This is a genomic window from Streptomyces sp. CA-106110 (assembly GCF_050936285.1).
Lineage (GTDB): Bacteria > Actinomycetota > Actinomycetes > Streptomycetales > Streptomycetaceae > Streptomyces.
Map to the genome: position 1 here is coordinate 11,221,219 of NZ_JBNJNB010000001.1, position 12,461 is coordinate 11,233,679.

General features: G+C 67.7%; 8 protein-coding genes and 1 pseudogene. 6 read left to right on the forward strand and 3 right to left on the reverse strand.

The window, feature by feature from the left end; translation table 11 throughout:
* Positions 1-2,141: 2,141 nt before the first annotated feature.
* Entirely contained in the window at positions 2,142-2,480 is a 339-nt protein-coding gene (locus ACQEXA_RS51745) for an EthD domain-containing protein (protein ID WP_432922656.1), read from the reverse strand.
* 95 nt (positions 2,481-2,575) lie between these two features.
* On the opposite strand from ACQEXA_RS51745, the gene ACQEXA_RS51750 reads away from it, so the two are divergent.
* Entirely contained in the window at positions 2,576-3,148 is a 573-nt protein-coding gene (locus ACQEXA_RS51750) for a TetR/AcrR family transcriptional regulator (RefSeq protein WP_432922653.1), read from the forward strand.
* 38 nt (positions 3,149-3,186) lie between these two features.
* Here ACQEXA_RS51750 and ACQEXA_RS51755 read toward each other — a convergent pair.
* Both ACQEXA_RS51755 and ACQEXA_RS51760 read right to left on the reverse strand, forming a co-directional pair.
* Positions 3,187-3,351 (reverse strand): annotated as a pseudogene (locus ACQEXA_RS51755) (hypothetical protein); the annotation flags it as partial.
* Between the two features lie 356 nt (positions 3,352-3,707).
* Positions 3,708-4,571 carry an SDR family NAD(P)-dependent oxidoreductase gene (locus tag ACQEXA_RS51760; RefSeq protein WP_432922650.1) on the reverse strand — a complete coding sequence of 288 codons (864 nt, stop codon included), beginning with the start codon at positions 4,569-4,571 and terminating at the stop codon, positions 3,708-3,710.
* Between the two features lie 279 nt (positions 4,572-4,850).
* Between ACQEXA_RS51760 and ACQEXA_RS51765 the strand changes: the two genes are divergently transcribed.
* The 5 genes from ACQEXA_RS51765 to ACQEXA_RS51785 all read left to right on the forward strand — a co-directional run bounded on the left by ACQEXA_RS51765 (position 4,851) and on the right by ACQEXA_RS51785 (position 12,049).
* Complete coding sequence (locus tag ACQEXA_RS51765; protein WP_432922647.1) at positions 4,851-5,741, forward strand: helix-turn-helix transcriptional regulator; 891 nt, start codon at positions 4,851-4,853, stop codon at positions 5,739-5,741.
* 733 nt (positions 5,742-6,474) lie between these two features.
* On the forward strand, positions 6,475-8,208 hold the full coding sequence (locus tag ACQEXA_RS51770) for a hypothetical protein (protein ID WP_433133502.1): 1,734 nt from the start codon (positions 6,475-6,477) through the stop codon (positions 8,206-8,208).
* A 372-nt stretch (positions 8,209-8,580) separates the two neighbouring features.
* A complete protein-coding gene (locus tag ACQEXA_RS51775) occupies positions 8,581-8,964 on the forward strand; it encodes a hypothetical protein (RefSeq protein ID WP_345034236.1) in 384 nt (127 codons plus the stop codon).
* A 17-nt stretch (positions 8,965-8,981) separates the two neighbouring features.
* Positions 8,982-9,989: an IS3 family transposase gene (locus tag ACQEXA_RS51780; RefSeq protein WP_433133504.1), complete on the forward strand. Its 1,008-nt coding sequence runs from the start codon at positions 8,982-8,984 to the stop codon at positions 9,987-9,989.
* A gap of 383 nt (positions 9,990-10,372) precedes the next feature.
* Complete coding sequence (locus tag ACQEXA_RS51785; protein ID WP_433133506.1) at positions 10,373-12,049, forward strand: IS4 family transposase; 1,677 nt, start codon at positions 10,373-10,375, stop codon at positions 12,047-12,049.
* Positions 12,050-12,461: the final 412 nt, after the last annotated feature.

The following is a 12,461-nucleotide window of genomic DNA, read 5'->3' on the forward strand; positions in this document are numbered from 1 at the left end:
GGCTTCTACTACTCCGACGACGCGGGCACCACCTGGAAGCGCGCCAACCCGACCGGGGCGATCAATCCCGCCGAGATCGGCAACGCCGCCTTCGCCTACGCGGCCGACGGCAGCAAGCTGTACGTCTCGATGGAGTCCCCCAAACTCCTCAACAAGTCCTCCGGCTCCGGCGTGTACTCGGTCCTCGCCGGCGTGTACGTCAGCCAGAGCGGCAACGCGAACGGCTCGTTCAAGCAGATCGCCACGTCCTCGTCGCTGTCGACGACCGGCTCCGCGATGAAGATCCACGAGATCGGCAGCGGCTACCAGCCCGGCTCCCAGGCCTGGTACGACCAGGTCATCGCGGTCGACCCGAGCGACCCGAACCACGTCTACCTGGGCCTGGAGGAGATGTTCGAGTCCAGGAACGGCGGCGCCACCTGGAAGGCGGTCGGCCGCTACTGGAACTTCGGCATGCCCTGCTTCAGCTACGACCCGGCGCAGAACACCTGTGACGGCGACGTGATGCACTCCGACCAGCACGCGATCGCCTTCTCGCAGTGGAAGGGCAGCACGCCGGAGGTGTTCGTCGGCAACGACGGCGGCGCCTACGCCCGCCCGACCACCCAGACCACCGCCGGCTGGCGCAACCTCAACGAATCGGGCACCCTGCGCAACCTCCAGTACTACTCGGTGCGCGCGGGCAAGATGACCGACGGCAGCGGTGAGGCCGTCTGGGGCGGCCTGCAGGACAACGGCGTCTCACTGCTCGCACCCAAGGGCGCCACCTACCAGGGGCAGCAGCTGAACCCGGACGGTCAGATGGTCTCCCCCTACGGCGGTGACGGAGGCGACCAGCTGGTCAACCCCGACAACGGCTGCCAGACGGTCGGCGAATACGTCGACCTCGCGCTGCAGATCACGAACAACTGCGGCTACACCGCGAGCGACGACGGCTCCGAGGACGTGATCACCGACATCGCGCCCGGCGACCCGGGAGCCCGCTTCACCGCCCCGTTCAGCGCGGACGAGACCGACCCCAACGGCCTGTGGGTCGCGGGCGGCCAGTACGTCTGGGGCAACACCAAAACCTGGAAGAGCACCTCAGGAGCCGACTGGACCAAGCTGTACGACCTGGGCGCGGGACACTCCGCCTCGGCCATCACCAGCCGCAACCACGTGACGTGGGCGGCCTGGTGCGGCCCCTGCTCCTCGGTCAACGACTCCTTCGGACGGGGCATCGCCACCAACTACGGCGGCACCTGGCACCAGGTGAACCTGCCCACCGCCTTCCCGAACCGCTACATCTCCGGCCTGACCATCGACCCGTCCGACGCCTCCGGCAAGACGGTCTACGCGGTGATCAACGGCTTCTCGCGGCACTGGAACGAGGGCCCCGGCGCAGGCTACGGCCACGTCTGGAAGACCACGGACGGCGGCACCACCTGGACGGACATCAGCGGCGACGCCTCGGCCACGGACTCCTTCCCCGACGCCCCGGCCAACGCGGCGCTGGTCACCAAGGACGGCACCCTCGTAGTCGCCACCGACCTGGGCGTATTCACCAGCACCTCGACCGGCCACTGGGCGCGCCTGGGCACGAACCTGCCCACCTCGCCGGCGGTCTACCTGTCACCGAGCCCGGACGGCAGCCAGCTCTACGTGGCCACGCACGGCCGCGGCATCTGGAAGACACAGACGCCATAACGCCACACCCAATCCCTCAGTGCTGTCCCGGCAATTGCCGGGACAGCACTACGGCCCCAGGACCGATCAAGGTCTGGGGGCCTGGGCCGTCTGGCCATCTCAGGGCAACGGATCGGCCACAAAAACAGCGATGCCAGCAGCCAGGACCCGTGCGTGCGCTTCGTTCCGGCGAAAAGCCCGCGTGCCAGAACCCTGCCAGAACGCGGTGTCCTGGGGCCGCCGACCTGGGCGCGCAGTACGGCGAGCGCCTTACGCAGCGGCTCGTCCAGGACGAGGACGAGCCGGTTGCTGTCCGACGCGCGGCGCGGCGCGGGCTGCTCGCACGGGCTGGCGACAGCGCCCTCGGGTACACCGTCCTCAGGCAGTCGGGGGCGAGGGGCTGGATGCGGAAAGCCCCGGCAGTCACTCCGAGGGGCTGCCGAGGCTTTCCGGAGACGTTCGGTTGCGGAACGGGTTCAGCCCGCCGTCACCCGGTCGTCGATCAGGACCGCGCGGGTCCGGGACCGGTCGAGGAACCGCGCCTCGTCGATGCCCACCCGCTCGTCGGAAACGGCCGTCATCCACGCCTGGAAGGCATCGCGGTCCTCCCAGCCCATCTCGGTCACCACGTCGAAGTCGACCTCGTCCTCCCGTAGGTTGAACGCGTCGCCGCGTATCAGGTAGTGCCGCTTGTACACGGTGGGTGACGGAGCGAGGCTCAGGATGAGCGGGACGTGGTTGGTCTCGTAGTACTCCTTGAACGCCTCGCTAGTGATGCCGTCCCGCTTCTTCAGGCAGCTGAGCAGCTTCATCATGGTGGTTGCGCCTCCTCACAAATCCGGGGAGTCCCCCGGTTTCCTCCCTGGTAAGCTAACGGGGAACTCCCCACTTCGTCAAACGAGGACTGTCCGTGATCACCCCGAGGCAACTCGCCCGCCCGCCGGTGCGCGCCGACGCCCGGCGCAATTACGAGGCGCTGGTCGCCGCCGCGGAGGAGGTCTTCATTGAGGAAGGCACCGACGCCCCCCTGGACGTGATCGCGCGACGGGCCGGCGTCGGCAACGCGACGCTCTACCGGCACTTTCCGACCCGGCGCGACCTTCTGGTGGCGGTGTGCGTCGGCGAGGTGGAGACGTTGTGCGAGCTGGCCGAGCGACTGCGCGCCGAGCCGAATCCGCGCGACGCACTGATCGACTGGATCCGGGCCTACATCGACCACGTCAGTGCCCACCGCGGACTGGGCGCCGCGCTGAACAGCGGAACGCAGGAAGACGACACCTTGGTCGCCGTATGCCAGGCGGCGGTGACCGAGGCCGGTAGCGCGCTGTTGGAAGCGGCTGTCCGGGGCGGAGGGGTGCGCGGGGACCTGCGAATCTCCGATCTACTTGCCCTGGTGGCCGCCCTGGCAACGGCGAGTGAGAGCGGCGACGAGGAGAGGCCCGAGAGACTTCTCCAACTGGTCATCGAAGGGATCGCCGGCTGACCGGCGGCACCTGAGCGGCTTTGTATCTGAGGGTCGCGTCACCGTCTGACCGAGTTTGCGATGTCGGTTTGTTGTAACGTCACCCGGAGGCTTGCGGGCTGCCGCACCCTGTGCCGCAGCCCCTCCGGACTCACACCGATCTCCCGCGCCACCGCCGCGACCGTCCGCCCGGAGGGCCGCACCAACGCGACCGCGTCCCGCTTGAACTCAGGGGTCTACCGCTTGCTCGAGTTGCTCTTCTTGCTCACTGCCTGAGACTGCTTCCTCCGGGACCATCCATCCCGGTATCAAGCTGTCCTGTCAGCGGGGATCTCCAGGTCACGAGGTCGGCGGAGCGGCTTTTGGGTTGGATTTTCAATGATCGAGTCAAGGGGCATGGGGCACTCGATCAGTGCTTCTGGACGTGGGATACGGCTACGCCGACGTGGGACTCTGGGGCTGGATGCGGCTTCGACCTGCAAAGATGCCCGGGCCACCTATCAGCGTCTATCAGGGCTGGTCGGCTCGGACGGCCCAGGGAGTCCCATTCGAACATCATGATCCGAACTTGGAAGTGCCCCTATTTACTGAGCCATCGTGCGCCGTTGCTGTCGACCTGGTCGTGGTCGGTGGAGGCGCTCAGGTGCTGCCACCTCTCGTCCTCCTCCAGGCGTCGGGCCCAGGCGGCGCGTCCGTAGGTGTAGGCGTCGGTGCCCAGCAGCAGGCGCAGCGGAGGTTCGTCGAGGTCGGCGACGGTGAGTACGACCTGGGCGACCTTGGCGGGGTCGCCGTTCGCTTCCTGGGCGAAGTTACGCATCGCTTCTGCTCCGGCGCCCACGGTGGCCTGGTAGGGCTCGCTGACCGGCGGGATGTGCATGGATGATCCTGCCCAGTCGGTGCGCATCCCACCGGGTTCCAGGACGGTGACCTTGATGCCCAAAGGTGCGACTTCGGTGGCCAGAACCTCCGAGAAGCCGCCGACAGCCCACTTCGCGGACTGGTAAGCGGTCATGCCGGGGCTGCCGATGCGGCCGCCGAGGGAGGAGATCTGGATAATGTGGCCTCCGCCTTGGCGGCGCAGAAGGGGCAGGGCGGCTCGGCTGAGGTACACGGTGCCGTAGAAGTTGGTGTCGATCTGACGGCGGAAGGCCTCCAGGGTGGTGTCCTCCAAGGCGGCGCGGTCGCCCTGGCCTGCGTTGTTGACCACGACGTCCAGACGCCCGAAGGCGTCGACGGTCTCCGCGACGACGCGCTCGGCGGCGTCCGGGTCGGTCACGTCCAGGTGGGCGGTGCGGATCTGGTCGCCGTGTTCTGCGGCCAGGTCATCCAGCGTGCGGGGGTCGCGGGCGGTGGCCATCACCCGGTGTCCGGCGGCCAGCGCCGCGGTGACGATTTCGCGGCCGAGGCCGCGGGAGGAACCGGTGACAAGGAATACCTTCGGCATGGGACTCATTTCGTACGGTCCGGGCTGCCGGACAGCCCAAGAGATTGGGAACTGGATCGAGCGGTGGAGCGGATGGGACGGCGCCGGTACCCGAGCGGGGCGGGAGAATCAGGCCGCCCGTGACAGGACGACGCCCCGGACTGCCATCTCCGGTAGTGGCTGTCGGTGTCGAGCCGCTCTTCCATTACAGAGCAGCACGCGCACCACAGGGAGTCCCGGTCGTTTGGTGCCCTGGCAGGGCCCCCTGACGTCGGCCACGAGCGACGTACCATGGCGAACATGGACAACCGGCAGGAGATCAGCGAATTCCTCCGCTCGCGCCGCGCGAAGATCTCTCCCGAGCAGGCAGGGTTCAGCAGAGCCGGGAACCGCCGTGTGTCCGGCTTGCGCCGCGAGGAAGTTGCGGTCATCGCCGGCGTGAGCGTCGAATACTACAAACGCATCGAACGCGGAGCGCTCGCCGGCGTCTCAGCCGAGGTGCTCGGCGCCATCGTCGGGGCGCTGCACCTCGACGAAGCAGAAGCCGCGCACCTATTCGATCTCGCGCGCGCGGCGCATCGGACGCGGACGACGAGTCAGCACAGCTCGGCGCAGCGCGTGCGGCCCGGCATCCGACGCATGCTCGACTCGATTGTCGGGTCACCTGCCTCGGTCCTCAACGAGCAGATGGATCTGCTGGCCGCAAACGACCTTGGCCGCGCGTTCTACAGCGACATCCGCGACAGCGACCTAGCGCGCGGCAACAATGCCAGGTTCGCTTTTCTCGACCCTCGCGCGCGCGATTTCTACCCCGATTGGGAGAAGAGCGCCGATCAGATCACCGCTGTCCTGCGGAGGCACGTCGGCCGCAATCCCGGCGACCGTGGCTTGTCGAACCTCGTCGGTGAGCTGGCGGCCCAGAGCAACGAATTCAGCAAACGATGGGCCGCGTACAACGTCAAGTACCACCACACGGGCCGCAAGCGCATCAACCACCCCATCGCCGGAGAGCTCGAACTCGACTACGAAGCGATAGAGCTGCCGTTCGACCCAGGTCTGACCATCTTGACCTACTTCGCCGAGCCTGAGTCGCCGACCGCCGAGCGTCTCGCACTGCTGGCAAGCTGGGCGGCGACATCCGACCAGGAGAGCATCGAGCAAGCCGCGAAGCCGGCCACGCACGAGGATTGATGAGCGAGGACCCCGCACCAGATCTGGTACTTCAGCCGGGCTGCTGCATAAGGCGCTGAACCGCAACTACTTCAACATGTACCTGTGGAAGCCCGCGCTGGTCTCAGCAGGTGTGAGCGGTTGCCGGGGGAGCCGGTTCAGAGAGTCGCGTGAGCACGGCATGCACGCCCTGAGGCACTACTACGCGTCGGTCTTGCTGGACGCGGGGGAGAACGTGAAGGCCCTTCCCGGTGGGAGGGCTCTCAGTGGCGCCCCGGGCAGGACTCGAACCTGCGGCCAAGCGCTTGGAAGACGCTTTGCGGGTTGAACCCCATCACCCCCTTGACCTGCGCCTATTCCTCAACTGGGTGCTCAGTTAAGCGGTCGTCGACACGGATTCGACCAGCATGCGGTTCTGCACAGACGACCAGTCTTCTGCTATGCCTGAGCCGACAGATTTACAGGCCGCGCAGGAGCCGCCTCGGACCTGCGGTTCGGTCAGCAACAGCGATCGCTGCCCCACGTCTGCCCCCGCCAAAGTGCCCAGGGCCGGTGTGATCGTCTGTTCGCCCCAGGTCGGGAGCCGTTCCGACCTGAGTTGGGAGGGGAGCGGCGGTCGCGAGCGCTCGCGACCGTCAATGAATGAGACCAGAACTGAGACCAACGGCAGCAACGATCGGCGCTCGCCACCGGGCGTACTACTCGGGGTGGCCCCAGGCGCAGGGAACACTCAACCGTGACCAATAATGCGCGGGTGACGACGAGTTCAGTTCCGTACGCGAATGTCCCCGCTCGCCCCTGGGTGTCCGCCGATGCCAGGCGGTGGGCGGACGTCCGGGTGCCCGCGTGGGCGCGGCCGGTGGGGCCGGCTGTGGTGCTGCTGGTGTCCGTGGTCATGGCGGCGGTGATGTTCTCGCCCGACGCGATGTGCACGGTGACAGCGCCTTGTGGGGCGGACTGGCTCGATGCGGCCGGATCGATGCTCTTCGTGCCGCACCTGGTGTGGTTGTTTGTGCTACCGGAACTCGCGCTCGTGTCCGCTCCGTTGCTGCTGATCTGGATGAGCAATCCCGATACTTGGCTGGGTGGGCCGGCCGAGAAGATCGCGGACGCCGTAGTTGTGGCGGCGCTGTGCTGGGGCTGGGCGGCCGTCGTGGCGCGGCTGCGGTCGCGCGGCCGCCAGCGCTCGCTCGTGCTCGACGCGGCCGGTGGCATCACGGTGCCTGCCCCGGCGACCGACGACATCCGCCCGTGGCGCCGGGGCCTGGTCCGCGGCATTGCCGGGGCTCTCCTGTGCGTGGTGGCCGGTGCCCTGATCACGACCGTCGTCGTGGACGACCGGGTAGACAACCGCCTGGCCCGTACGGCCACCTCGGAGAACGTCCGAGTCGTGGCCTACAACACTGACGACTACACCGTCACAGTCCGCCTCAGCGATAACACACGACACAGGTTCGATGCGCAGGGCAGCTATCGGGTCGGCAGTAGCGTCCCGGTGCTGATGCACGGCGATTGGATGCGGCTTGCCACTGAGCCCTACGGCGACCGAACCGGCCGCCAGGCGCTGGCACTCGTCCTCGCCGGGCTCGGTGTCACCGTGCTCGGCTCGGGCTTGCTCTCCCGCCGGCGCGCGGTGGCGCTGCACCGCGCCCCGGTCCCGGTACTGCGCGTCCTGACCCGTCATCATCAGGGGCGTACGGAGATATTCGCCGCCGACGACACCGCCACCCTGCGCCCGGTGATGAGCTACGAGCCCCACACCCGCAGCCGCACGGCACTGCGCCAAGCCCTGCTCTACCGTGCACCTCACGAGGGCGGTGAGTTGATTCTGGCGAGCGCAACGGAGTTCGGGCAGTGGCTCGTCGAGGGGACCGCGTCCCCGATACGGCACGGTTCTCCCGACGGCACGGGCAAGCCCGGGATCTACCGTCCCGGCACAGCACGCACAGCACGCACAGCACGCACGGCCGCACACCGCCGGGCCGCTGAGGCCCGCGTCCAAGACGCCCTCGCCGCGATGACCCCTGCTACCGGACCGGTCCGGTGGCAGGCAGGCGCATTGGCACGCTCCGTCGGAGCGGCGCTCCTCGTCGTGGCCATCATGCTGCTGGGGACCCTCTTCACGGGTTCCCCTACGTGGTGGCAGCTGCCCATCTGGTCGGTAGGCGGCTTGTACTGGGTGAGCGTCTGCCTCCGGATGATGATCTGGCGGATCACCGCCGACTCCAATGGACTGCACGTTCGCGGCCTGTGGCGTACTGCCCACCTCCCGTGGGCGGACGTCATCCGCGCTGTCTACACCCCCGAAGGTGAGCTGATCGTCCGTTGCCGCACCGATGTCGACGACGCCTCCGTCGGCAGTGTCGGCTTCCCACCGCTGGAGCGACGGCTGCACCGCCCAGGCCGCGCTGAGCGTGCCGCCGCCGAGATCACCGCGATGGTCCGCGAGCCGGGCCTGCGGCCGAAAAACGACGCCGGATGCTCATGAGCCACCCCCCCGCTCCGGCCCTGTCACGCTCAGCAGTCCGTCATATCGGCCGCTCGGGGGCTGAGCCAAGCAGCTGAGGCTCGCGTGCCGTTGCGGTGGTTGCGTACTTCGCTGCTGTAGTGCAACGGCTCCGGAGGGCACGCCTTGATGATCTCACACAGCACCGCTGACCTGCGTCTATGCGTTACGACAGCGCCGCTGCGACAGATCTCTATCGCGTACCGTGCGCGACCGCTCCGAAGTGAGATCCCAGTCGGGCGTCCAAACTTTCCGTTACGGGAACCGGCCCCGTCCCTCTCTGTCATCCCTTGGGTGAGACGTCCCGCTTCGTCGGGTTAGCCTGAGAGGGCACGACAGGAGAACCACCCCCTCATGACCAGCACCAATCCCGCCGAGTCCGATCCGGCTCCCCGGCCGAAGCGCCGTTCCTTCAGTCCTGAGTACAAGCTGCGGATCGTGGCCGAGTACGACGCCGCGCCCAAGAACGAGAAGGGTGCGATCCTGCGCCGCGAGCGTCTGTACCACTCGCACGTCAAGGAATGGCGGGCCGCGCGGGATGCCGGGGCGCTGGAGAAGCTAGTCGACAAGCGCACCAGCCCGGCGAGGCCGAAGAAGTCCGCCGCCGAGGCGGAGAACGAGAAGCTGCGCCGCCAGGTGGAACGTCTGGAGAAGGAACTGGCCCGGAACAAGGCCGCGCTGGAGGTCATGGGAAAAGCTTCCGCGCTCTTGGAAATGATCTCCGAGGGCGCGGACTGAGGGCCGCCGCCGACCCGGTGGTCGACGACGCGTTCGCCGGCATCGAGGGCAAGCTGGGCATCACGGCCGCCTGCCGGCTGACCGGCCGCTCCAGAGCCACCCACTACCGCCGGCTCCGTCCCCCGCCACCGCGCAGGTCCCGCAAGCGGCAGGTCCAGCCCTCGGCCCTGACGGCACAAGAACGGGGTGCGGTACTGGAGCTGATGAACAGCGTCGAGTACGCCGAGCTTCCGCCCGCGCAGATCTGGGCGCGCGAGCTGGATGCCGGGCGCTACCACTGCTCCATCTCCACGATGTACCGAATCCTGCGTGAGAAGGGGCAGTCCGGCGAACGCCGCCGTCAGGCCACCCACCCGGCGAAGACGGTGCCCGAGCTGGTGGCCACCGGGCCCTCGCAGGTGTTCACCTGGGACATCACCAAGGCAGCCGGACCGGCCAAGGGTGTCTGGTATCACGCCTACGTCATCATCGACATCTTCAGCCGCTACATCGTCGGCCACACCGTCGAGGCGGCCGAATCAGCGGCGCGGGCTGAGGAGTTGATCCGCGAGACCATCACACGCAACGGCATCGTGCCCCAGACCGTGCACGCCGACCGCGGCACGTCGATGACCTCCAAGAAGGTCTCGCAGTTGCTGATCGACCTCGGCGTCACACGGTCGCACTCGCGGCCGAAGACCTCCAACGACAACCCGTACAGCGAAGCCCACTTCAAGACCACGAAGTACATGTCCGACTATCCTGAGCGGTTCGATTCGCTGGCCCATGCCCGCGAGTGGTTCGACGCGTTCATCGCGTACTACAACCATGAGCACCGGCATTCGGGGATCGGCTGGCACACGCCCGCCAGCGTGCACTTCGGCACCGCTGAGGAGGTCCGCGACCAGCGAGCCGTCACCCTCGCCGAGGCATACACGCGCCACCCCGAACGCTTCGGCCGCCGCCCCCGACCACCCCAGATACCCCAGAAGACGTGGATCAACGACCCGGCCAAGCGCAGGGAACCCGCACCACAAACCTCATAGCATCACGACCGTCTCACTGGACTTGAAATCTTCCGGACCGGTACTCGTCCAAGAGACGGAAGAACACCGTCAGCGGGTCCTCTCCATCGGCATGCCGCTCGATGGCATCAGCCCAGCCACAAGACATTGACCAGCCTCGACGAGCGCGCAGCCACTCGGCGAAGGGACCACCGGGCGACAGGGCGAAAGGCTCGTCGACCCCGTGAACGGACAAAGCCGTGGCATAGCCGATCAAGATGCAAGGCCGGGAAGTTAAGGCTGGCCGGGGCACTGTCCAGGCGGGGGCTGATGTGTGCTGACCTGGGGCTACATGCGGAACGGGACCGCTGGTAGATCTTGGGACGTCCTCGCAAGACAGTCCGAGATCCAGAGCAGAGGTCCCGTTGCCCGGCCAGTGTGCCACCATCACCCTCACTCGTTCCAGCACGGTCGCCGCTGGGGTCTACGCCCCGGGCCATCTGGGCGAGTTGACACAGGTCATCCCCTTCGAGCTGGTCGACGCCGTGCTGGAGGAGACCGGACGGACCCAGCAGCGGCTGCGCGCGCTGCCCTCGCGCGTCGGCGTGTACTACATGCTCGCCCTGGCCCTGTTCCCCGACCACGGCTACCAGGGCGTCTGGCGTCAACTCACCGCCGCCCTTGGCAACCTGCCGCTCCCGCAGGTGTCGACCACCGCGCTGCGGCACCTGCGCCGCCGCCTCACCCCCGCCCCGCTCAAGCTCCTGTTCGAGACCCTGGCCGGACCGCTGGCCCAGCCCACCACACCCGGCGTCCGCTACCGGCACCTTCGCACCGTCGCCTTCGACGGCTGCTCCTCGATCAAGACCCCGGACAGCGAGCGGGCCCGGGGCTGGCTCGGCAAGATCCGTTATCGGCTCGCCTGGGCCGGCTACCCCACCCTCATGCTGATGGCGCTGGTGGAGACCGGCACTCGCGGCCTGCTCGGCGCCTGCCTCGGCCCCAGCAGCGCCGGCGAGACCAGCTACGCCAAGCGCCTGCTGCCGCTGCTGGGCCGTGACCACCTGCTGCTGATCGACCGGGGCTTCGACAGCAACACCTTCCTGGCCGAGGCCGCCGCCACCGGCGCCCAGTTCCTGGCCCGCTGCAAGTCCACCCGCCGACCGCCCCTGCTCCGGGCCCTGTCCGACGGCTCCTACCTTTCCCGATTCGGGGAGCTGACGGTGCGCGTCATCGAGGCCGACATCGTCTGCGTCCTGGCGGACGGCACCCACGTCGGCGGGCGCTACCGCCTGGCCACCACCCTGCTGGACCCCGTAGCCGACCCCGCCGAGCGTCTGACCAGGATCTATGCCGAAAGGTGGGAGATCGAATCGGCGTTCTTCGCCCTGCGCTCCACGCTCATGGCAGGCCGGGTCCTGCGCTCGGGCGACCGGTTCGGCATCGAGCAGGAACTGTGGGCCGCCCTCGCCCTCTACCAGGCGCTTCGTACCGTCATGGTCGACGCCGTGGAGTCCCACCCCGGTATCGACCCCGACCGCGCCGGCTTCATCACCGCCCTGCAGGCCGCGCGGACCCAGGTCATCCTCGCGGCCGGGATCGCCCCCGAGCACCCCCAGCCGGTCGGCACGATCGGCGCCGCGGTCCTGGACAACCTGCCGCCCGCCCGCCGCCTGCGCATCAGCGCCCGCAAGGTCAAGTCACCGATCTCGCGCTACCACACCTTCAAGGGCCAGGCCCGCCCCCAGGCCGACACCCCGGTGACCGCCATCGAGATCACCATCCACGACCGCACCAGTACCCCGCTCGCGCCGCCCAGCACCGTCCCACCATCGACCGAGGAGAACAACGGGCATGAAATCATGGAGAGTTCACCTACCGACGGCACCTCCGAAGAACACGATTCGGCGGACCCGGGCGGCCGGATGACACTCGCCCTCGCCGTGCTTGCCAGCCGCCCCGGCGAGCCCTGGCACGCCCGCGATGTCGCCCGCATCCTCGGCGTCACGAACATCAACAGCTTCCGCGTCCAGATGTCCCAGTGGGCTCACCGCGGCGTGATCCACAAGACCGGACCCGCCACCTACACCCTCGCCTGCTGACCGCGACGGGCCTCGACGCCAACCACAAGACCCTTAACTTCCCGGCCTTGTTGTGTCCTGAACGCGAAAGGAAGAAGCATGTAGGAACTCTTCTTGTAGCGATGCTGTACGAAGGATGAAGGTTTGGCCCTTCAAATTCGCCCTGCGGGGGGAGGATTTAAACCACGTGTGTCACGAACGCAGAGGGGAGTTCAGGTAGGAGAGCTTCGCGATGCGGTGCTGTGCGAGAGATGAGGGACTTGGCCCCTCGGTTCCGTCCTGCGGGGGATGGTGCCAAACCGCCACATGCTGCGTTGGTTGACGACCGTCGTGGTGAGCGATGTGGAAAAGGCGGCGGTAGAGCCGTCAGGTGGGGATCAGGAAGACGAACGCAAGTGAATCGCTGCTGAAGTGTCGTTAGAAAACAGGTGAC